Origin of the sequence: Lysobacter sp. 5GHs7-4 (genome assembly GCF_021284765.1) — a bacterium.
Taxonomy (GTDB): Bacteria; Pseudomonadota; Gammaproteobacteria; order Xanthomonadales; family Xanthomonadaceae; genus Lysobacter.
The window spans coordinates 3,525,276-3,544,676 of record NZ_CP089924.1 but is presented as its reverse complement, the minus strand read 5'-3'; the positions used below and the strand labels follow the sequence as shown (position 1 = coordinate 3,544,676).

The window sequence follows — 19,401 nt, the reverse complement described above, 5'->3', positions numbered from 1 at the left end:
CGGCCTTGAAGCGTCGTGATTTCCTGAGCCGCGCCATCCTCGCTGGCCTCGGCGGCGCCGGGCTGTATTCGGCGCGCGGCAATCTGCGTCTGCTGGAATCGGCGACGCGCGCCTACGGGCCCAACGCGTTTTCCGATTACAAGGCGCTGGTGTGCGTGTTCCTGTTCGGCGGCAACGACGGCCTGAACATGGTGGTGCCGCGCAGCGCCACGCATTACCAGCGCTACGCGCAGGCGCGCGCGACCCTGGCGGTGCCGCAGGCGCGGCTGCTGGCGCTGACGCCGCAGGCCGGCGGCGGCGCGTCGGACGGCGCCGACTACGGCTTGCAGGCCTCGACCCAGGGCACCGACACGATCGGCATGAGCGGCCTGCAAGGGCTGTTCAACAGCGGGCGTGCCGCGATCCTGGGCAACGTCGGCACGCTGGTGCGGCCGGTGACCCGGGCGCAGTACCAGGCCGGCGGGGCGGACGTGCCGCCGCAGTTGTTCTCGCACAACGACCAGCAGTCGTACTGGCAGGTCTCGCGCGCCAACGACGGCAGCGGGCTAGGCTGGGGCGGGCGCATCGCCGATCTGCTGCACGACGCCAATCCCGGCGCTTTCATTCCGATGAGCATCGCCCTGAATTTCGAGAGCGTGCTCAACCGCAGTCAGAACGGCAGCCAGTACGTGATCGGCAGCGACGGCCCGCGCCGGTTCAGTTATTTCGAATGGGACGGCGACACCCGCCAGGCGGTGCTGGAGCTGGCGCGGCAGGGCACGCAGAGCCACGTGTTCGAGCGCAGCTACGCCGATGCCTTGCGGCGCGCGCGCGAGAACGCCGAGGCCGTGTCCACCGCGCTGGAAAGCTCGACGCCGCTGACCACCACGTTCCCCGACAACGATCTGGCGCGGCAATTGAAGATGGTCGCGCGGCTGATCAAGGTACGCAGCGTGCTGGGCCTGAAGCGTCAGGTGTACTTCGTGTCGATGGGCGGTTTCGACCACCACGACCGCCTGCTGGCCGAGCAGCCGGTGCTGCTGTCGCAGATGTCGCAGGCGCTGACCGCGTTCTACCAGTCCACGGTGGAGCTGGGCGTGGCCAACAACGTCACCGCCTTCACCGCCTCGGACTTCGGCCGCACCCTGTCGTCCAACGGCGACGGTTCCGATCACGGCTGGGGCAGCCACCACTTCGCGATCGGCGGCGCGGTGCGCGGCGGGCGTTTCGTCGGCACCATGCCGGCCCTGCAGAACGACGGGCCGGACGACGCCGGCTGGGGCCAGATCATTCCCAGCACTTCGGTGGATCAGTACGGCGCGACGCTGGCGCGCTGGTTCGGCGTGGCCGATACCGAGCTGGACCTGATCTTCCCGAACCTGCGCAACTTCCCGGCGCGCGATCTGGGCTTCATGACCTGACGCGCGCCGTCGCGATGGCGCGCGTTACAGCATGCGGTGCATCACGTACACGTCCACCAGGCCCAGGTGGACGTGGCGGAACGCGCCGGGGATCTGGCCGACGATCTGGAAGCCGTGCTTGAGCCACAGGTGCACGGCCGGCGCGTTGCTGCTGACGACGTAGTTGAACTGCATGGCCTGGTAGCCGGCCTGGCTGGCCTGGGCCAGCGAGTGTTCGCACAGCGCCGAGCCCACGCCCTGGCCCCAGTAGCGCTCGGCGACCATGTAGCTGGCGTTGGCGATGTGGTCGCCGCGGCCGGCGTAGTTGGGGCCCAGTTTGTAGGCGCCCAGGATCTCGCCGTCGTCGCCCTCGGCGATGAAGCAGCGGTAGGGCGGGGAGGTCCACATCTCCTGCGCGCGCTCCAGCGACAGTTCGGCGGGGTAGTTGTAGCTTTCGCCGCGCGCCAGCACCTCGTGGAAGATCGGCCAGACCCGTTCGAACTCGTCGGGGCCGATCTCGCGGATGTTGAAGTCGCGGTCCATGCGTGGGCGGTTCCTGTCAGACGTCTGGGGTCGGGTCGGTCTGCACGCGACCGCGCAGGGAGTTGGACAGAGCCTGGGTGATGACCACGTCGACGAACTGTCCGATCAGGCGCTTGGGCGCCGGAAAATTCACTGAGCGCATGTTCTCGGTCTTGCCGGTGAGCTCGTTGGGATCCTTGCGCGAGGGGCCTTCCACCAGCACCGTCTGCACGCTGCCGACCATGGCTTCGGAAATGCGCATCGCGTTGGCGTTGATGGTCGCCTGCAGGCGCGACAGGCGCGCGTGCTTCTCGTCGTCGCCGACGCTGTCCTCCAGGTCGGCGGCGGGCGTGCCCGGGCGGCGCGAATAGATGAAGGAGAACGACTGGTCGAAGCCGACGTCCTCGATCAGCTTCATGGTCTTCTCGAAATCGGCCTCGGTCTCGCCGGGGAAGCCGACGATGAAGTCGGAAGAGATCGAGATGTCCGGGCGCACCGCGCGCAGCTTGCGGATCTTCTGCTTGAACTCCAGCGCGGTGTAGCCGCGCTTCATCGCCGCCAGCACGCGGTCGCTGCCGGCCTGCACCGGCAGGTGCAGGTAGTTGGCCAGCTGCGGCACGTCGCGATAGGCCTCGACCAGCGAGTCGCTGAACTCCAGCGGGTGCGAGGTGGTGAAGCGGATGCGGTCGATGCCGTCGATCTCGGCGATGGTGCGGATCAGCAGGCCCAGGTCGGCGACTTCGCCGTCCTCGCCGTAGGGTCCGCGATAGGCATTCACGTTCTGCCCCAGCAGATTGACCTCACGCACGCCCTGGGCGGCGAGTTGGGCGACCTCGACCAGCACGTCCTCGAACGGGCGGCTGACTTCCTCGCCGCGGGTGTAGGGCACCACGCAGAACGAGCAGTACTTGCTGCAGCCTTCCATGATCGAGACGAAGGCGCTGGGGCCCTCGGCTCGCGGCTCGGGCAGGCGGTCGAACTTCTCGATCTCGGGGAAGCTGATATCGACCTGCGGCTGGCCGGTGGCGCGCTTGGCCGCGATCAGTTCGGGCAGGCGGTGCAGGGTCTGCGGGCCGAACACCAGGTCGACGTAGGGCGCGCGCTTGACGATGGCCGCGCCTTCCTGCGAGGCGACGCAGCCGCCGACGCCGATGATCACCGGTCGGTCGCCCTGCTTGTGCTGCTTCCAGCGGCCGAGCTGGCTGAACACCTTCTCCTGGGCCTTCTCGCGGATCGAGCAGGTGTTGATCAGGATGACGTCGGCCTGGGCCGCATCGGTGGTGAGTTCCAGGCCTTCGCTGGCGGCGAGCACGTCGGCCATCTTGGCCGAGTCGTACTCGTTCATCTGGCAGCCGTGGGTCTCGATGAAGAGCTTGCCGCGTGGGGTCACGGCGGCGGGCGCCTGCGCGTCGGGCAGGGCGGGGGTGGCGATGTCGGTCATGGCGGTCTGGCTGTGTCCGGGGAGGGCGGCGGTTAATCCGCGCCGGAAGGGGCGCCAGTTTAGCGCCCCCGAGGCCGGTCGCGGGCAGCCGTCACGTTTTCGAATCAAGGACTTGGCAACCTGAGCGCGAAGGGGGACACTCGCCGCCATGAGGGGGGGCTCGCTACTGCTGGGGATCGTCTGCCTGTGGGCCACCGCGCCTGCGCAGGCCGGCACCGTGTACCGCTGCGACGGCGCGGGCGGCGAACGCAGCTACGTGAGCAAGCGCGTGCCCGGCGCCAAGTGCACCGTGGTCAGCCAGTTCCGGCCCAGCCGGGCAGCGCCGTACGTGCCCGCGCGCGCGCCGGCCGGCGCAGGCAGCGCCACGCCGGCCAACCCGGTCGCCGGCTCGCCGGCGTCCATCCATTCCAACCCGCCGGCGACCTTCATGGGCACGCCGGCGGTCGCCGCGCCCACCGCGGCCGCGACCGAGCTAGCGGCGCCCGCCCCGGTCGTGCAGACGCCGGCCGCGCCTTCGGCACCGGCCTCGCGCCTGGTCCAGGGCCAGGTCTACTCCTATATCAAGGACGGCGTCCGCCACTACACCAGCAAGCGTCCCAAGGGCCTGGCCAACGCCACGGCGGTGCGGACGATCAAGTACAGCTTCATGGAGACCTGCTACGCCTGCTCGGCGCGGCCGGGGGTCAATTTCGGCTCGATCCGCCTGAACATGGACGCCTACCGCGACGAGATCGCGGCCGCGGCGCGCCAGCACGGGGTCGAGGAGGCGATCGTGCGCGCGATCATCCACGCCGAGTCGGCCTACAACCCCAACGCCCTGTCGCGGGTGGGCGCGCAAGGCCTGATGCAGCTGATGCCGGCCACCGCGCGCCGCTTCGGCGTGTCCAACGCCTTCGATGCCAGCCAGAACATCCAGGGCGGGGTGCAATACCTGGCCTGGCTGCTCAAGCGCTTCAACGGCGACCTGACCCTGGCCGCGGCCGGCTACAACGCCGGCGAGGGCGCGGTCGACAAGTACAAGGGCGTGCCGCCCTACAGCGAAACCCAGCGCTACGTGCAGCGCGTGGCCCTGCTGGCGCAGCGTTACCGCGCCGGCCCCGTGGTGCGCTGATCCCCGTCCCCAATGCGGTTGCGGTGCCGATCGCGGCGCGATCGGCGCGGTGTCCCTGCGCGCGCGCCGCACCCGGACGGGCGGCTCGGGATGTGCCGGGGGCCCGGTTTCGCGGCGCTGGCGGATTGTCGGGCCGTTAACCGTTCCGTTACACTTCCCCGTCTTTTGAGCCGCGAGCCGTCGCCAGTGGCGGCGTGCTGTGCGGCGTAACTTCGAATTGCAGCTTTGCGGAGTGAGTGCCGGATGGCCAACCAAGGGGTCAACGATCCTATCAATACGGGCCGCCGTCGGTTCCTGACGGCGACCACGGCAGTGGTCGGCGCAGTCGGGGCCGGTTTTGCGGCGGTGCCTTTCATCAAGTCCTGGAACCCCAGCGCGCGCGCCAAGCTCGCCGGCGCTCCGGTGACCGCCGACATCAGCGCCTTGGAAGAAGGTCAGCGCCTGGTTTACGAATGGCGCGGTCAGCCGATCTGGATCGTTAAGCGCTCCGCGGCCGTGCTGGCGGCGCTGCCGACCCTGGACAGCCACCTGCGCGATCCCAAGTCGGACAACAAGGACCAGCAGCCGTCCTACATCAGCGGCGAAGGCCGCTCGATCAAGAAGGACATCTCGGTCCTGGTCGGCCTGTGCACCCATCTGGGCTGCTCGCCGGAAATGAAGGCCGAGATCCGCCCCGAGCCGTTCGATCCGGAGTGGAAGGGCGGTTACTTCTGCCCCTGCCACAAGTCGCGCTTCGACATGGCCGGCCGCGTGTTCCAGGGCGTCCCGGCGCCGACCAACCTGCTGGTGCCGCCGCACCACTACGAAAACGACACGACGATCATCATCGGCGTGGATCCGAAGGGAGCGGCGTAAGTCATGTCCAACATCATTACCCGCACCGCCAACGGCGTCTGGGATTGGGTCAACGCGCGCGCGCCCGGCATGATGCCGGTCTACCGCAAGCACATGACCGAGTACTACGCGCCGAAGAATTTCAATGTCTGGTACTACTTCGGTTCGCTGGCGCTGCTGGTGCTGGTCAACCAGATCCTGACCGGCATCTTCCTGACGATGCACTTCAAGCCGTCCGCGGCCGAAGCGTTCTCGTCGGTCGAATACATCATGCGCGACGTGGAGTGGGGCTGGCTGATCCGCTACATGCACAGCACCGGCGCCTCGCTGTTCTTCATCGTCGTGTACCTGCACATGTTCCGCGGCCTGCTGTACGGCTCGTATCAGAAGCCGCGCGAGCTGGTGTGGATCCTGGGCATGCTGATCTACCTGGTGCTGATGGCCGAAGCCTTCATGGGCTACGTGCTGCCGTGGGGCCAGATGTCGTTCTGGGGCGCCAAGGTGATCATCTCGCTGTTCGGCGCGATCCCGGTGATCGGCAACGGCCTGACCGAGTGGATCATGGGCGACTACCTGCCCGGCGACGCCACCCTCAATCGCTTCTTCGCCCTGCACGTGATCGCGCTGCCGCTGGTGCTGCTGCTGCTGGTCGTGCTGCACCTGGGCGCGCTGCACGAGGTCGGTTCCAACAACCCCGACGGCGTGGACATCAAGAAGGGTCCCAAGGGCAACCGTTGGGATGCCAACAAGCCCAAGGACGGCATTCCGTTCCACCCGTACTACACGGTCAAGGATCTGGTGGGCGTCGGCTTCTTCCTGATCGTGGCCGCGTTCATCATCTTCTTCGCGCCGGCGTTCGGCGGCTGGTTCCTGGAGCACGACAACTTCACCGAGGCCAACCGCCTGGTGACGCCGGAGCACATCAAGCCGGTGTGGTACTACACGCCGTACTACGCGATGTTGCGCGTGATCCCGCACAAGCTGTCGGGCGTGCTGGTGATGTTCGGCGCGATCGCGATCCTGTTCCTGGTGCCGTGGCTGGACCGCGCCAAGGTCAAGTCCTACCGCTACCGCGGCCTGCTGTCCAAGCTGCTGCTGGGCGTGTTCGCGCTGAGCTTCGTGTGGCTGGGCAAGATCGGCGCCGGTCCGGGTACCGACCCGGTCGAGACCATCGTCGGCCGCGTGTTGACCTTCCTGTACTTCGCCTTCTTCATCACCATGCCGCTGTGGACCAAGTTCGACAAGACCAAGCCGGTGCCGGAACGGGTGACGATGCATGACTAAGACCAGCCAGCCTCGGATGAAGAACCGACTCGTGAAGAAGCTCGCCACTCTCGCCGCCGGTCTGCTCGTGTCGGCCTCCGCCTTCGCTTCCGGCGGCGGCAACCTGATGCAGGCGGGTACCGACCTGGGCGACCGCGCGTCGCTGCAGCGCGGCGCCCAGCTGTACATGAACTACTGCTCGGGCTGCCACTCGCTGAAGTACCTGCGTTACTCGCGCATCGCCGAGGACCTGGGCCTGAGCGAAGACGAGGTGATGAACAACCTCAACTTCACCGGCGCCAAGTTCGGCGAGCAGATCCAGGTCAGCCTGACCCCGGAACACGCCAACCAGTGGTTCGGCAAGATGCCGCCGGACCTGAGCGTGATCGCGCGCGTGCGCGGCAGCGATTGGATCTACACCTACCTCAAGTCCTTCTACCTGGACGAGGCGCGTCCGCTGGGCTGGAACAACGCCCTGTTCCCGAACGCGTCCATGCCCAACCCGCTGTGGCAGATGCAGGGCACGCAGACGCCGCAGTTCACCGACAAGAAGCCGGCGCACGGCATGTTCGGTGAGAAGAAGGACGAGAAGGGCAAGCCGATCATGGAATGCCCGCACGGTACCAGCGAGATCGACGGCAAGTGCTTCACCAAGTTCGAGGCCGGCGCCGCCGGCACGCTCGAGCCGGAGCAGTTCAACCAGTCGGTGCGCGATATCACCGCTTTCCTCGAGTACGCCGGCGAACCGGCCGCCCTCAAGCGCCAGAGCCTGGGCGTGTGGGTGATCCTGTTCCTGGCCGTGTTCACCTTCCTGGCCTACTTGCTCAAGAGCGAGTACTGGCGAGACGTCGAGCACTAAGCGATTTCCCCGAACGGCCCGCGCAGCGATGCGCGGGCCTTCTTCGTAAGGCCGGCCGGGATGCCGGAGTCTTTCGCGGAAGGGGGGAAACCGCATACGCTCGGGGACCGTGACGACCGCCCACACGGGGTGGGGGGCGTCTTGCGACCGGCGGATTCCGGTCGTTGGAGAGGTCGATGATGGCGGCGAGTCCACGTATGCGTAATGCCCTGACCCTGTTTTCCTCCACCGACTGCGTGCTGTGCCATCGCGTGCGGCTGGTGCTGGCGGCCAAGGGCGTCACCTACGATCTGATCGCGGTCGACCCGCAGAATCCCCCCGAAGATCTGGTCGACCTCAACCCTTACCACTCGGTGCCGACCCTGGTCGAGCGCGACCTGGTGCTGTACGCGGCCAGCGTGGTCAGCGAATACCTGGACGAGCGCTATCCGCATCCGCCGCTGATGCCGGTCGATCCGCTCTCCCGCGCGCGCCTGCGCCTGGCCACGCTGCGTCTGGAGCACGACTGGGTGCCGCAGGTGCAGGCGATCCAGCTGGGCAACAAGGCCCAGGCCGAGGCCGCGCGCAAGCGCCTGAAGGAGCTGCTGACCGCGTCGGTGCCGCTGTTCAAGGCCAGCAAGTTCTTCCTGAACCCGGAAATGAGCTTGGCCGACTGCGCGATGGCGCCGATCATCTGGCGCCTGGAATCGCTGGGCGTGCCGCTGCCCAAGGACGGCAAGGCGATCGAGGATTACGGCAACCGCATCTTCCGCAATCCGGGCTTCACCCGCAGCCTGACTGACCAGGAACGCAAGCTGCGCGAGATGCCGGCGTAAGCGGGCATCGCGGCCCTGCGCGGTCCGGCGTGGCCGGATCGCGGACGGCTGGCACGTCAGGATCGCCGGCCAGGCGCTAAACTGCCGGGCATGAGTGATGAGAACGCCTCCAGCATGACCAGCCACCGCCCGTACCTGCTGCGGGCGCTGTACGAGTGGATCGCCGACAACGGCATGACCCCGCACCTGCTGGTCGACGCCACCCGGCCGCAGGTCCAGGTGCCGACCCATGCGGTGAAGGACGGCAAGATCGTGCTCAACGTGGCCGAGCGCGCGGTGTCGCGCCTGGAGATGGGCAACGACACCATCCGTTTCAGCGCGCGTTTCGGCGGCGTCAGCCATCCGGTCTCGGTGCCAGTGGGCGCGGTGCTGGCGATCTACGCCCGCGAAACCGGCCAGGGCATGGCCCTGCCGGACGAGGCGACCACCACCGAGGGCGGTCACGACGACCCGGCCGAGGACTTCGACGAGCCGATGTCGCCGACCCACGCGCCGCTGAGCGCGGTGCCCAGCGAACCGCTGCCCGACGGCGACGACGACGGCCCGGGTTCGCACACGCCCACGCCGCGCCGCGGCGGGCATCTGCGGGTGGTGAAGTAAGGTCCTGCGGTTCGGCGCCCGCCGCCGCGCCCAGGCTTTGGGGTAGGAGCGGCGTAAGCCGCGACCGCGTCACCGCGCCTGCGTCGCGCGTCCGATTCCGATGGCCGCTCGGCGACGACGCCACCCGCCGCCTTCTGTGGGAGCGGCATGAGCCGCGATTGCTCCACCCGGGCAGCGCCGCCGCACGCATTGACGCGGTCGCGGCTTACGCTGCTCCTACAGGAGCATCGCCTCGGCAACCTGAGGCTCTGCCTTGGGGTAGGAGCGGCGTAAGCCGCGACCGCTCAACCGCGCTTGCGTCGTGCGTCTGATTCCGATGGCCGCTCGCCGACGTCGCCGCCCGCCGCCTTCTGTGGGAGCGGCGTGAGCCGCGATTGCTCCATCGAGTCGGCGCCGCCGCAGGCATGGACGCGGTCGCGGCTTACGTCGTTCTGCAGGACCGGTCGCTGCAACAGGGCTTGTTCGCCCTTCAGTGCAACTGCGTGGGCTCCCGCGTCACCGGCCCGCTGAACGCGATCAGGCGCTCGCCGCGCAGCACCATGCGGCCGATATGGCGGTCCTCGCCGTCCAGCGAATAGTCGAAGCGGAAGGTCCGTTCCAGCCCCAGCCAGCCGTTGTCGTGGCGGCACAGGCGCATGCCGGTGGCGTGCACGCTCTGGTCCAGCCACTGCACGCCGGCGGCGCGGCAGGCGTCGCGGCCGAGGGCCTCGGCGCGCTCGGCGGCGGCACGCCCGGCGCTCCAGAACGAGAACGCGGCGGCACCCAGGATCATTAACAGAATCAAAGTAGGCATGGATTTAATGTGGCCTCGGTATGCCCAACTCGCAAGGGTTATGCCCTACGCTGTCGCGCATCAGGGGAAAACGCACATTCTATGAAACTGGTCTTTCCGGATGGCGAGCATCCGCAGGTATTGCTGGGCCACGGCATCAACCGGGTCGGTTCCGATCCCGAATCCACCATCGTGCTCGACCGCCCCGGGGTCATGCCCCAGCACTGCCAGCTGCACGTAAGCGCGCAGGGCGTGATGCTGGACGTGCCGCCCGGCGCGCAGGTGCGCGTCAACGGCCGCCAGGTCGCGGCCGGCCTGATCGCCTTGCGCCCTGGCGACGACGTCAGTTTCGACGAGGTGCGCGCGCGCCTGGCGGCGATCGGGCCGTCGGCGGTGCGCCACCAGGGCGGCGTCGCCGGCGTGCTGCCGCCGTCGGCCAACGACGACCCCGGCGTGACCGCGGTGCGGCCGGTGCTGCCGCGCTACGTGTTGCGCGGGGTGTCTGGCGACCTGTTCGGACGCAGCTTTCCGCTGCTGGCGGCGACCGTGGTGGGGCGCGCGCCCGACTGCGGCCTGCAGCTGGACCAGACCGGCCTGTCGCGCCAGCACGCGCGTTTGATCCCGACCCACGACGGCCTGCAGATCGAGGATCTGGGTTCGACCAACGGCACCACCGTCAACGGCCGCCGCGTGCTGCGCGCGATCGCCCAGCCCGGCGACGAGATCGGTTTCGACCAACTGCGTTTCCGCTTGACCGGGTCGATGCAGGAGGCGCCGGTGGTGGAGGGCGAGGCGGCGACGCCGCCGGTCGGTCCGCCGATCAGGCTCGGCCGGCCGGCCTGGCCTTGGTTGGCGTTGGCGGGCGCGGTGTTGATCGGGTTGGTGGGGTTCGTGTTGCTGCGCTGAGCGCGCGCGCAGCGTGGCGATGCGGTTCGCTGCGCTCACCGCATCCTACGAACGTCTGGGATTTGTGTGGCTGCGCTAGCGGCCGCCGCCGCCGGTAAAGCACGCGGGGCTGCAATCGCGGCGTGAAGCCGCGCCAAACCACCGGTACAACCTCAACCCGGCGGCGGACCCAGCTTCAGCGACAGGTCGATCGCGCGCACGTGCTTGGTCAGGCCGCCGATGGAAATGCAGTCCACGCCGTCTTCGGCGATCGCGCGCAGGCCGGCCAGGTCGACGCCGCCGGAGACTTCCAGCGGGATGCGGCCGTCGTACGGCGCGCCCGACGCGATGCGCACCGCTTCGCGGCGAGTATCGGCGTCGAAATCGTCGATCAGGATGCGGTCGCAGCCCTGTTCCAGCGCCTCGCGCAGTTGCGCGATGGATTCGACCTCGACGATCAGCGGCAGGTCGGGGTGCATCGCGCGCGCGGCACCGATCGCCGCGGTCAGCGAGCCGGCGGCGCGCACGTGGTTTTCCTTCAGCATCACCGTGTCGTACAGGCCGATGCGGTGGTTCACGCCACCGCCCACGCGCACCGCGTATTTCTGCGCCAGGCGCAGGCCGGGAATGGTCTTGCGGGTGTCGAGGATCTGGGCGCGGGTGCCGCGCACGGCCTCGACGTAGCTGGCAGTGACGGTGGCGGTGGCCGACAGCGTCTGCATGAAATTCAGCGAGGCGCGCTCGGCGCTGACCAGCGCGCGCGCGCGGCCCTGCAGCGTGGCCAGTACGGTGCCGGCGGCGACGCGGTCGCCTTCGGCCACGCGCCAGTCGATGCGCACGTCCGGGTCCAGGGCGCGGTGGCAGGCGTCGAACCAGGGCCGGCCGCAGACCACCGCCGGCTCCTTGCACAGCAGGTAGGCGCTGTCGGCCACGTCCGGCAGCAGGGCGGCGGTGACGTCGCCGCTGCCGAGGTCTTCGGCCAGGGCCTGGGCGACGTCGGCCTCGACCTGCTCGGCCGGCGGCGGCGCGAAACGCGCGCTCATGCCGACGGGAAGCCGTCGAGCTGGGCGGTGGCGATGGCATCCTCGGTCAGCAGCACCGGGATGCCGTCGTCGATGCGGTAGACGGTCTTGCGGTCGCGGGTGATCAGCGCCTCGCGCAGCGCCTGGCTCTGCGCGTCGCCGTCGCCGCGGACCACGCCGCCGGCGGCGATCGCGGCGTTGAGCGCCTGCAGGCCGCGGTTGTCCAGGGGCAGCAGGGGCTGGCGGGTGAGGGGGCAGACCAGCAGGTCCAGCAATTTACGATCCATACGGTGCGGTGCCGATACGACGGGACAGGGCGTTAGAATACGTCTTTGCGCCAAGGCCCGACCAATGTCCGTAACCGGTACGCCCGGATCCGCTCAGGATTCCTCGCCCGCCTCCGCCGCGCCGCTGGTCGGCATCGTCATGGGCTCGCGCTCGGACTGGGAGACCATGCAGCACGCCGCGGCCAAGCTGGAGGCCCTGGGCGTGCCGCACGAGGTGCGCGTGGTGTCGGCGCATCGCACGCCGGACGTGCTGTTCGAGTACGCCGACACGGCGGCCGCGCGCGGCCTGCGCGCGATCATCGCCGGCGCCGGCGGCGCCGCGCACCTGCCGGGCATGCTGGCGGCCAAGACCGCGGTGCCGGTGCTGGGCGTGCCGGTGCAGTCCAAGGCGCTCAACGGCATGGATTCGCTGCTGTCGATCGTGCAGATGCCGGCCGGCATCCCGGTGGCGACGTTCGCCATCGGCAACGCCGGCGCCGCCAACGCCGCGCTGTTCGCCGCCGCGTTGCTGGCGCCGCAACACGCCGCGATCGGCCAGGCGTTGGATGCGTTCCGCGCCAAGCAGACCGACGACGTGCTCGCCAACGACGATCCGCGCCGATGACCACCGTCGGTATCCTGGGAGGCGGGCAGCTGGCCCGCATGCTGGCGCTGTCGGGCGCGCCGCTGGGTCTGCGCTTCCTGGTCATGGACAGCGCCAGCGACGCCTGCGCCAGCCAGTTCGCGCCGATGGTGGTGGGCGATTACACCGATCAGGCCGCGCTGGCCGAATTCGCGTCCAAGATCGACGTGGCCACCTTCGATTTCGAGAATGTGCCGGCCGAGTCCGGCCAATGGCTGGCGCAGCGCGTGCCGGTGTTTCCCAGCCCGCGCGCGCTGGCGGTGGCGCAGGACCGGCTGGCCGAGAAGACCCTGTTCCGCGAACTGGGCATCCCGGTGCCGGAATTCGCCGACGTGCCCACGCGCGCGGCGCTGGACGCGGCGATCGCCGCGATCGGCACGCCCTGCATCCTCAAGACGCGCCGCCTGGGTTACGACGGCAAGGGCCAGTTCCGCATCAAGACGCCGGCCGACGCCGACGCGGCCTGGGCCGCGCTGGGCGCGCAGGCGGCCACGGTGGGGCTGATCCTGGAAGGCTTCGTGCGCTTCGAGCGCGAGCTGTCGGTGGTCGCCGTGCGCGGCCGCGACGGCGAATTCCGCGCCTGGCCGCTTACCGAGAACTGGCATGTCGACGGCGTGCTGTCGGCCAGCCTGGCGCCGGCGCAGGTCGACGACGCGCTCGCCGACACCGCGCATGCGTATGCGCGCAAGCTCGCCGAGGCGCTGGACTACGTCGGCGTGTTCGCGCTGGAGCTGTTCTGCCGCGAAGGCGAACTGCTGGCCAACGAACTCGCGCCGCGCGTGCACAACTCCGGCCACTGGACCATAGAAGGCAGCGAGACCTCGCAGTTCCAGAACCACCTGCGCGCCGTGCTCGGCCTGCCGCTGGGCGACACCCGCATGCTCGGTCGGGCCTGCATGCTCAACTGGATCGGCGAGATGCCGGCCGCCGCGCCGGTATTGAACGAAGCCGGCGGGCATTGGCACGACTACGGCAAGTCTTCGCGCGCGGGGCGTAAGGTCGGGCATGCGACCTTGCGCGCCGACGATGCGCGGGAGCTGGCGGCGGCGTTGGAGCGCGTGGGCGCGGCCTTGGGCCGCGAAGATCAGGTCGCACCGGCGATCGAACGCCTGCGCGCTTCGTAAATCGGGCGGTCTGCGGTCGCATGCGGCGCGCTGCGCCGGCATGCGCCGCTCAAGTAAAAAAGGGGGATGCAGGGATGCACAAGCTGCTGTTGCTCGTCGTGTTGCTGGCCGGGTGTTCGGAAGCGAGCGGCGCCAAAACCGTGCTGGAACGGGCGAAAGAGGACAGCGTGACCGAGGTCGCGACCGGCGATCCCGCGATGAACGCCGCCTTCGCCAAGGCGCGCGCGTCGCTGGACGGTTTTCTGAAGCTGGAGAAGAACCCGCCGCCGCAGCTGTCGTCCTTCTCGGTCAAGGTCGGTATCGAGCAGGATGGCTACACCGAATTTTTCTGGCTGTCCGATCTGGAGGAGACCGCCCAGGGCTACTCCGCCATCATCGACAACCAGCCCGAACGCGTGCACCGCGTGCGCATGGGCCAGCGTTACGCGTTCGCGCGCGACGAGATCGTCGACTGGACTTACCGCGACAGCAGCGGCGCGGCGCACGGCAACTTCACGGCCTGCGCGCTGCTGAGCCATGAACCGCCGGAGCAGGCGGAGGCGTTCAAACAGGAGTTCGGATTGAGTTGCGACTAGGCGTGCACGCCTACGACATTGCGTTCGCGGACGTCGCGCGGCGCAGGCAACGAAAAACGGCCGGGTCTCCCCGGCCGTTTCGCTTACTGCATGAGCGAGTCGCTTACTTCAGGTTCGACGCCACGAAGTCCCAGTTGACCAGGTTCCAGAACGACTCGACGTACTTCGGACGGGCGTTGCGGTAGTCGATGTAGTAGGCGTGCTCCCACACGTCGCAGGTCAGCAGCGGGGTGTCCTCGCCGGTCAGCGGGGTGGCGGCGTTGGAGGTGCTGACCAGGGCCAGCGAACCGTCCGGACGCTGCACCAGCCAGCCCCAGCCCGAACCGAAGGTGCCGACGGTGACCTTGGTGAACTCGTCCTTGAACTTGGCGAAGTCGCCGAAGGACTTGGCGATCAGCTCGCCCAGCTTGCCGCTCGGCTCGCCGCCGCCCTTGGGGGACAGGCAGTTCCAGTAGAAGGTGTGGTTCCAGATCTGCGCCGCGTTGTTGAACACACCGCCCTGCGACTTGCGGATGATCTCCTCCAGCGACATGTCGGCGAACTCGGTGCCGGGGATCATGTTGTTGAGGTTGGTCACGTAGGCCTGGTGGTGCTTGCCGTAGTGGAAGTCGATGGTTTCGCCGGAGATGTGCGGCTCGAGCGCGGTGCGGTCGTAGGGCAGGGCGGGCAGTTCGATGGCCATTGGCGGGCTCCTTGCTGGATTCTGGGGGCTGGCTAGGGGGAGGCGTCGGCCCGCTTACCGCTGCCGGGTCGCGTGTCCGCTGCCGTGAAGGCTTACAATTGCGCATTCTATCCCCACGCCCTGTTGCCTGAACGTATACGGCGCAACAGAGCATTGCAGGAGTTGCCCCCATGTCCGTTATGGAGCGGATCCAGGCCGAAGTCGAAGGCCACCCGATCGTTCTTTTCATGAAGGGAACCGCGCAGTTCCCGATGTGCGGCTTTTCCAGCCGCGCGGTGCAGGCGCTCAAGTCCGCCGGCGCGACCGTGCTGCACACGGTCAACGTGCTGGAGGATCCGGAGATCCGCGCCAACCTGCCGCGCTATTCCAACTGGCCGACCTTCCCGCAGCTGTTCATCCACGGCGAGCTGATCGGCGGCTGCGACATCACCCTGGAGCTGTTCGAGTCCGGCGAGCTGGCGCGCATGATCAGCGAGACCCAGCGCCAGTGAGCGCGCTCGCGGCACCCGCAGGCGAGCAGGCCCTGGCCGATCGCGTCGTGCTGGTCAGCGGCGCCCAGGGCGGCCTCGGCGCCGCCGCGGCGCAAGCCTGCGCGCGCGCCGGCGCCACCGTGATCCTGCTGGGGCGCAAGCCGGCCAAGTTGAACCGCGTCTACGATGCGCTGGCCAAGGTCGGGCCGGAGCCGGTGCTGTATCCGCTGGACCTGGAAGGCGCCGCGCCGGACGACTACGCCGAACTGGCGCAGCGCATTGGCGACGAGTTCGGCCGCCTCGACGGCGTGCTGCACTGCGCCGCCGACTTCCCCGGTCTGACCCCGCTGCTGCAGACCGATCCGGCGGCGTTCGCGCGCGCGATCCACGTCAACCTCACCGCGCGCTGGTGGCTGTCGCAGGCCTGCCTGCCGCTGCTGTCGCAGGCGCCGGATTCGGCGCTGGTGTTCGCGCTGGACGACACCGCCCGCGTCGGCCGCGCTTACTGGGGCGGTTATGGCCTGGCCCAGCATTCGTTGGCGGCGATGATCGGCATGCTGCATGCCGAACTGGCCAACTCGCCGGTGCGCGTGGCCGGCCTGCAGCCCGGGCCGATGCGCACCCCGCTGCGCGGCAAGGCCTATGTCGAAGAAAACGACCGCGAGGCGCGCGATCCGGCCGAGTACGCCGCCGCCTGCGTGACCCTGTTGTCGCCGGCCGGCGCCGCCCACCGCGGCCAGGTCTGGCATCCGTTGCCGGAGCGCGTGACGCCGTGACCATTGCGTCCGCCGCGCTGTTGCTGTTCCTGATCCTGGACCCGCTGGGCAATATCCCGGTGTTCCTGAGCCTGCTGCGCGGGCTGCCGCCCAAGCGCCAGCGCATCGTGCTGGCGCGCGAACTGCTGATCGCGCTGGGCGTGCTGATGCTGTTCCTGTGGGGCGGCAAGTACGCCCTGGAGCTGATGCACTTGCGCCAGGAATCGGTCTCGATCGCCGGCGGCATCGTCCTGTTCCTGATCGGCATCCGCATGATCTTCCCGCCGCCGGAAGGCCTGATGGGCGAGATCCCCGACGGCGAACCCTTCATCGTGCCGATGGCGATCCCGCTGGTCGCCGGCCCCTCGGGCATGGCCGCGGTGATGCTGATGGGCAGCAACGAGCCCACGCGCCTGGGCGACTGGAGCCTGGCGCTGATGATCGCCTGGGGCGCCACTGCCGCGATCCTGTTCTCGGCCACCTTGCTCTACAAGCTGTTGGGCCGGCGCGCGCTGACCGCGATCGAACGCCTGATGGGCATGCTGCTGGTGGCGATCTCGGTGCAGATGTTCCTGGACGGTCTGGGCACCTATCTGCAGATTTCGCCGCCCTGAGGCCGTGCCGCCGCGGGCATCCGCAGCGCACCGCTCAGTAGCGCTTGTCGATACTCAACTGCAGGCTGCGATCGCTGTCGCCGCCGCTGCCCAGCAGCGTGTCGTAGCCGATCCGGAACGACCAGTCGTTGCGTAGAGCGAAGCTGCCGCCCAGACCGAGCAGCAGCCGGTTGCGATCGAAGTCGCCCAGCCGCGCCACGTAGTATGGCCCCGACATCAGGTCCGCATAGCGGATCGTCGCCAGGCCGTTGCCTTGGAAATCGCGCTGGTACTCCAGGCGCAGCTGCGGCGAGAACGTGCCCCAGGCCGCCTGATGGCGGTAGTCCAGGCGCAGGCCCAGGTTCGCGGTGGACGTCTTCACCGTCAGATCTTCGTAAGCCAGCGCGTAGATCGGATCGCCGCGTTCGGCGTAGGCGTCCAGCCGCGCGCGCGCCAGGTCCAGCCGCGCGTACGGCACGAACGACAGTTCGCCGCGACGCAGCTCGGCGCCCGCCGAGATCGAGCCGAACCACTGGCTGCCGTCGCGATCGCCACGGACCAGCGCGCCGTTCGCGGTCACCCGCCGGCGCAGTTCGTAGGACAGGTGCTGATAGCCCAGCAGGCCGTCGACGAAGTAGGTATCGCCCGGGGCATAGCTGGCGTACAGCGCCAAGGTCAGCGCCTTCGCCCGGCTGCGGCTGTCCTGGTCGCCGACTTCGCTGTCGTCGCGTCCGTAGCCGAGGCCGGCGCCGAAGGCTAGGTCGTCGCGATAGCGGTAGTCGGCGCCCAAGCTAACGCCGTCGCTTTCGAAATCGGTGCCTGCGCTGCCGTCGCGGCCTTCACGGTCGCCGCGGCGGATGCTGCCGGCGGTCCACAGGCCCAGCGCGCTGTCGGGCTTTGCCGCGGTGGCCTGCGGCGCATCCGCGGCGCCGGCGCTGCCCACGGCGGCGGTGGCGTCGGCCGACGAACGCGCGCGATCGCAGGCCGGGCCCGACCAGGGGCTGTCGATCTGCGCGCAAGCCGATGGGGCGCTCAGGCTCAGACCGTTGCTGAAACCGCCGGCGTCGCCGCGGTGCAGGCGCGACAGGCGCTGTTGGAAGTTGCCGATCTGGGAACTGGCGAAGCGGCGCGCGCTATCGGCCTGCGCCCGCAGCAGGCCGCGGACCTCGGCGTCCTGGCCGGGGTTGGGGCGTGGCGCCACGTTGAAGGTGATACTGCCCGGCGACGAAACGGCGGCTCCCGCATTGAGCGTGTAGCGCAGCGTCGCGACGCCGGAAAAGTAGGCGTCCGGCGTGAACGTCAGGGCGAAGCGCGCCGCCGCGCCGCTGCCGATCTGCACGATCTGAGCGCTGCCCGCTTGGGTCGGCGCGATCGACACTACGCTGGCCGCGGTGAACGGCCCGCCGGTCGCGCCGTCGGTCAGCATCACCGTGGTCGGTGCCCCGGCTACGGCGTTCACGCTAAGCGACGCGGCGGTGGCGCCAGCTTCGATTACGATCGGGTACAGGCGCGAGATCGAGGCTCCGCGCGGTCCGGACTCGACCGACAGCACCTGCAGGTAATGCGTGCCGGCCCGGGTCGGTATACCGCTCAGACGGCCACTCTCGCTCAGGCTCAATCCGTCGACCCTATAGACGAGATGGTCGGCGTAGTAGCGGTAAGGCGCGTTGCCGCCGCTGGTCTCCAACTGCAGATCGTAGGGCGCGCCGACCCGGCCTTTGGGGAGCTCGCTGGGCGACAAAGTCAGTACATGCGGCTCGATACGGATACGGACACTTTGGTATCCCCCGCGCAGGCCGCTCCAGAGCCCGCCGCTGAGCGGGCCGGTCCACCCGTTGTCCAAGACCAGAAAGTAGATGGTGAAGTCGCCGAAGGTGGTGGGCGTACCGGTAATCAGCCCGTTGGACTCCAGGCGCAGTCCTGCGGGCAACTGATTGGGCTGTCCGGCGCTCCAGAAGTTGGCGCAACCCGAGGACGGCGTACTGTGCGGGCCGCAGGCGCTGCCCACCGACACGAAGTGGTAAGGGGCCAGGCCGCCGGAGGCGACCAGCATCTGCGAATAGGGCTGGCCTTGCGTCGCCGCCGGCAGCACGGCGGGGGAGATGGCCACGGGTGCCAAACCCACCTCGATCTGATAGACGGTGCGGGTGGTCGCACCGTTGGCGTCGGTGGCCAATACAGCGAACTGCGAGGTGCCCGTATGCGGAATATCCCGGATCGTGCCGCTAATGACGCCCCCGCTGCTCAGCGTCAGCCCGAACGGCATCGCGTAAGGGAAGGGATTCTCCAGCGCGAAGGAGTAGGGCGGCGTGCCCCCGCTACCGCTCAGCGTGGCCGAGTAGGGGCGGCCCGCGGTGCCGGCGGGCAACGGGGTCAGGGACTGCGCATGGGCGCTGGCGGCCAGGCACGAAGCCAGCAGGGCCAGGGCTAGCAGCCAGAGGCGCGCAGACGAAAGAAATACGTTCACTTGGCCGATCCGCCCCCTCAGATTCGACGGGAGTATGGGGGAAGGGCGGGTGCGGCTTCACCCGGTTCGGCGCATCGCCGGGCGCGTTGCGGCGTGGCTACGCAACGTCGGCACATTTATAGCGCTTGCGTTGTGCAGATTCGCCCCGCCGCAGGGACGGGCCACTGGCCGCCGGAACCCCGGCGCCTCGGTCAGTTTCGTTCATGTTTGTGATCGGCCAAACCGGGCAAAGATCACGCTGTGACAAGGTTTGACGTTGGTCACGTCTCTGTCACATAGCCCCTCTAGCCTGTTAAACTGCTGTTAACCCGGCGGGGCCGCAT

The 19,401-nt window shown here is 68.8% G+C and carries 21 protein-coding genes; 14 read left to right on the top strand and 7 right to left on the bottom strand.

Annotated features, from left to right (window positions below; all coding sequences use genetic code 11):
- Positions 1-5 precede the first annotated feature (5 nt).
- Positions 6-1,400 carry a DUF1501 domain-containing protein gene (locus LVB77_RS16070; protein ID WP_232907085.1) on the top strand — a complete coding sequence of 465 codons (1,395 nt, stop codon included), beginning with the start codon at positions 6-8 and terminating at the stop codon, positions 1,398-1,400.
- Between the two features lie 24 nt (positions 1,401-1,424).
- Here the strand turns inward: LVB77_RS16070 and LVB77_RS16065 are convergent, their stop codons facing one another.
- Together LVB77_RS16065 and miaB are read right to left on the bottom strand one after the other, a co-directional pair.
- The gene (locus tag LVB77_RS16065) at positions 1,425-1,922 is read right to left on the bottom strand and encodes a GNAT family N-acetyltransferase (RefSeq protein WP_232907084.1); all 498 of its coding nucleotides are present in this window, start codon (positions 1,920-1,922) and stop codon (positions 1,425-1,427) included.
- Between the two features lie 16 nt (positions 1,923-1,938).
- Positions 1,939-3,342 (bottom strand): tRNA (N6-isopentenyl adenosine(37)-C2)-methylthiotransferase MiaB, encoded by a 1,404-nt coding sequence (gene miaB, locus LVB77_RS16060; RefSeq protein ID WP_232907083.1) that lies wholly within the window; start codon positions 3,340-3,342, stop codon positions 1,939-1,941.
- A 148-nt stretch (positions 3,343-3,490) separates the two neighbouring features.
- Between miaB and LVB77_RS16055 the strand changes: the two genes are divergently transcribed.
- The 6 genes from LVB77_RS16055 (at position 3,491) to LVB77_RS16030 (ending at position 8,824) form a co-directional block, all read left to right on the top strand.
- Positions 3,491-4,453, top strand: a complete 963-nt coding sequence (locus LVB77_RS16055; protein ID WP_232907082.1) for a lytic transglycosylase domain-containing protein — start codon at positions 3,491-3,493, stop codon at positions 4,451-4,453.
- 243 nt (positions 4,454-4,696) lie between these two features.
- Positions 4,697-5,308 carry a ubiquinol-cytochrome c reductase iron-sulfur subunit gene (gene petA / locus LVB77_RS16050; protein WP_232907081.1) on the top strand — a complete coding sequence of 204 codons (612 nt, stop codon included), beginning with the start codon at positions 4,697-4,699 and terminating at the stop codon, positions 5,306-5,308.
- Positions 5,309-5,311: 3 nt separating this feature from the next.
- Complete coding sequence (locus LVB77_RS16045) at positions 5,312-6,571, top strand: cytochrome bc complex cytochrome b subunit (RefSeq protein WP_232907080.1); 1,260 nt, start codon at positions 5,312-5,314, stop codon at positions 6,569-6,571.
- A 16-nt stretch (positions 6,572-6,587) separates the two neighbouring features.
- Positions 6,588-7,409 carry a cytochrome c1 gene (locus LVB77_RS16040; RefSeq protein WP_232907079.1) on the top strand — a complete coding sequence of 274 codons (822 nt, stop codon included), beginning with the start codon at positions 6,588-6,590 and terminating at the stop codon, positions 7,407-7,409.
- A 179-nt stretch (positions 7,410-7,588) separates the two neighbouring features.
- The gene (locus LVB77_RS16035) at positions 7,589-8,224 is read left to right on the top strand and encodes a glutathione S-transferase N-terminal domain-containing protein (RefSeq protein ID WP_232907078.1); all 636 of its coding nucleotides are present in this window, start codon (positions 7,589-7,591) and stop codon (positions 8,222-8,224) included.
- A gap of 90 nt (positions 8,225-8,314) precedes the next feature.
- Positions 8,315-8,824, top strand: a complete 510-nt coding sequence (locus LVB77_RS16030) for a ClpXP protease specificity-enhancing factor (protein WP_343226206.1) — start codon at positions 8,315-8,317, stop codon at positions 8,822-8,824.
- A gap of 469 nt (positions 8,825-9,293) precedes the next feature.
- Here the strand turns inward: LVB77_RS16030 and LVB77_RS16025 are convergent, their stop codons facing one another.
- A complete protein-coding gene (locus LVB77_RS16025) occupies positions 9,294-9,617 on the bottom strand; it encodes a DUF3301 domain-containing protein (RefSeq protein WP_232907077.1) in 324 nt (107 codons plus the stop codon).
- 81 nt (positions 9,618-9,698) lie between these two features.
- On the opposite strand from LVB77_RS16025, the gene LVB77_RS16020 reads away from it, so the two are divergent.
- Positions 9,699-10,502, top strand: a complete 804-nt coding sequence (locus tag LVB77_RS16020) for an FHA domain-containing protein (protein ID WP_232907076.1) — start codon at positions 9,699-9,701, stop codon at positions 10,500-10,502.
- Positions 10,503-10,654: 152 nt separating this feature from the next.
- Here the strand turns inward: LVB77_RS16020 and nadC are convergent, their stop codons facing one another.
- A complete protein-coding gene (gene nadC / locus LVB77_RS16015; protein ID WP_232907075.1) occupies positions 10,655-11,524 on the bottom strand; it encodes a carboxylating nicotinate-nucleotide diphosphorylase in 870 nt (289 codons plus the stop codon).
- Positions 11,521-11,790, bottom strand: coding sequence for a Trm112 family protein (locus LVB77_RS16010; protein ID WP_232907074.1), 270 nt, complete (start codon positions 11,788-11,790; stop codon positions 11,521-11,523). Before LVB77_RS16010 ends, nadC begins: the two co-directional genes overlap by 4 nt.
- 64 nt (positions 11,791-11,854) lie before the next feature.
- Between LVB77_RS16010 and purE the strand changes: the two genes are divergently transcribed.
- Genes purE through LVB77_RS15995 form a run of 3 tightly spaced genes read left to right on the top strand, consistent with a single transcriptional unit; the run spans position 11,855 to position 14,111 of the window.
- Entirely contained in the window at positions 11,855-12,394 is a 540-nt protein-coding gene (purE, locus tag LVB77_RS16005) for a 5-(carboxyamino)imidazole ribonucleotide mutase (protein ID WP_232907073.1), read from the top strand.
- A complete protein-coding gene (locus LVB77_RS16000; RefSeq protein WP_232907072.1) occupies positions 12,391-13,536 on the top strand; it encodes a 5-(carboxyamino)imidazole ribonucleotide synthase in 1,146 nt (381 codons plus the stop codon). Before purE ends, LVB77_RS16000 begins: the two co-directional genes overlap by 4 nt.
- A gap of 20 nt (positions 13,537-13,556) precedes the next feature.
- The gene (locus LVB77_RS15995) at positions 13,557-14,111 is read left to right on the top strand and encodes a DUF2314 domain-containing protein (protein WP_232907071.1); all 555 of its coding nucleotides are present in this window, start codon (positions 13,557-13,559) and stop codon (positions 14,109-14,111) included.
- A 103-nt stretch (positions 14,112-14,214) separates the two neighbouring features.
- Here the strand turns inward: LVB77_RS15995 and LVB77_RS15990 are convergent, their stop codons facing one another.
- Positions 14,215-14,793, bottom strand: coding sequence for a Fe-Mn family superoxide dismutase (locus LVB77_RS15990; RefSeq protein ID WP_232907070.1), 579 nt, complete (start codon positions 14,791-14,793; stop codon positions 14,215-14,217).
- Between the two features lie 170 nt (positions 14,794-14,963).
- On the opposite strand from LVB77_RS15990, the gene grxD reads away from it, so the two are divergent.
- From grxD to LVB77_RS15975, 3 genes are read left to right on the top strand one after another with little or no spacing between them, the layout of a single operon-like run.
- Positions 14,964-15,284, top strand: a complete 321-nt coding sequence (gene grxD, locus LVB77_RS15985; RefSeq protein WP_055902796.1) for a Grx4 family monothiol glutaredoxin — start codon at positions 14,964-14,966, stop codon at positions 15,282-15,284.
- A complete protein-coding gene (locus LVB77_RS15980; protein WP_232907069.1) occupies positions 15,281-16,039 on the top strand; it encodes an SDR family oxidoreductase in 759 nt (252 codons plus the stop codon). The genes grxD and LVB77_RS15980 overlap by 4 nt, the downstream gene beginning before the upstream one ends.
- Complete coding sequence (locus tag LVB77_RS15975) at positions 16,036-16,632, top strand: YhgN family NAAT transporter (RefSeq protein ID WP_232907068.1); 597 nt, start codon at positions 16,036-16,038, stop codon at positions 16,630-16,632. Before LVB77_RS15980 ends, LVB77_RS15975 begins: the two co-directional genes overlap by 4 nt.
- Positions 16,633-16,666: 34 nt before the next feature.
- Here the strand turns inward: LVB77_RS15975 and LVB77_RS15970 are convergent, their stop codons facing one another.
- Complete coding sequence (locus tag LVB77_RS15970; protein ID WP_232907067.1) at positions 16,667-19,078, bottom strand: autotransporter domain-containing protein; 2,412 nt, start codon at positions 19,076-19,078, stop codon at positions 16,667-16,669.
- Positions 19,079-19,401 lie beyond the last annotated feature (323 nt).

Coding starts and splice junctions, on each gene's coding strand:
- LVB77_RS16065 (WP_232907084.1), bottom strand. CDS start 1,922: ATGGACCGCGACTTCAACATCCGCGAGATCGGCCCCGACGAGTTCGAA.
- miaB (WP_232907083.1), bottom strand. CDS start 3,342: ATGACCGACATCGCCACCCCCGCCCTGCCCGACGCGCAGGCGCCCGCC.
- LVB77_RS16055 (WP_232907082.1), top strand. CDS start 3,491: ATGAGGGGGGGCTCGCTACTGCTGGGGATCGTCTGCCTGTGGGCCACC.
- petA (WP_232907081.1), top strand. CDS start 4,697: ATGGCCAACCAAGGGGTCAACGATCCTATCAATACGGGCCGCCGTCGG.
- LVB77_RS16045 (WP_232907080.1), top strand. CDS start 5,312: ATGTCCAACATCATTACCCGCACCGCCAACGGCGTCTGGGATTGGGTC.
- LVB77_RS16040 (WP_232907079.1), top strand. CDS start 6,588: ATGAAGAACCGACTCGTGAAGAAGCTCGCCACTCTCGCCGCCGGTCTG.
- LVB77_RS16035 (WP_232907078.1), top strand. CDS start 7,589: ATGGCGGCGAGTCCACGTATGCGTAATGCCCTGACCCTGTTTTCCTCC.
- LVB77_RS16030 (WP_343226206.1), top strand. CDS start 8,315: ATGAGTGATGAGAACGCCTCCAGCATGACCAGCCACCGCCCGTACCTG.
- LVB77_RS16025 (WP_232907077.1), bottom strand. CDS start 9,617: ATGCCTACTTTGATTCTGTTAATGATCCTGGGTGCCGCCGCGTTCTCG.
- LVB77_RS16020 (WP_232907076.1), top strand. CDS start 9,699: ATGAAACTGGTCTTTCCGGATGGCGAGCATCCGCAGGTATTGCTGGGC.
- nadC (WP_232907075.1), bottom strand. CDS start 11,524: ATGAGCGCGCGTTTCGCGCCGCCGCCGGCCGAGCAGGTCGAGGCCGAC.
- LVB77_RS16010 (WP_232907074.1), bottom strand. CDS start 11,790: ATGGATCGTAAATTGCTGGACCTGCTGGTCTGCCCCCTCACCCGCCAG.
- purE (WP_232907073.1), top strand. CDS start 11,855: ATGTCCGTAACCGGTACGCCCGGATCCGCTCAGGATTCCTCGCCCGCC.
- LVB77_RS16000 (WP_232907072.1), top strand. CDS start 12,391: ATGACCACCGTCGGTATCCTGGGAGGCGGGCAGCTGGCCCGCATGCTG.
- LVB77_RS15995 (WP_232907071.1), top strand. CDS start 13,557: ATGCGGCGCGCTGCGCCGGCATGCGCCGCTCAAGTAAAAAAGGGGGAT.
- LVB77_RS15990 (WP_232907070.1), bottom strand. CDS start 14,793: ATGGCCATCGAACTGCCCGCCCTGCCCTACGACCGCACCGCGCTCGAG.
- grxD (WP_055902796.1), top strand. CDS start 14,964: ATGTCCGTTATGGAGCGGATCCAGGCCGAAGTCGAAGGCCACCCGATC.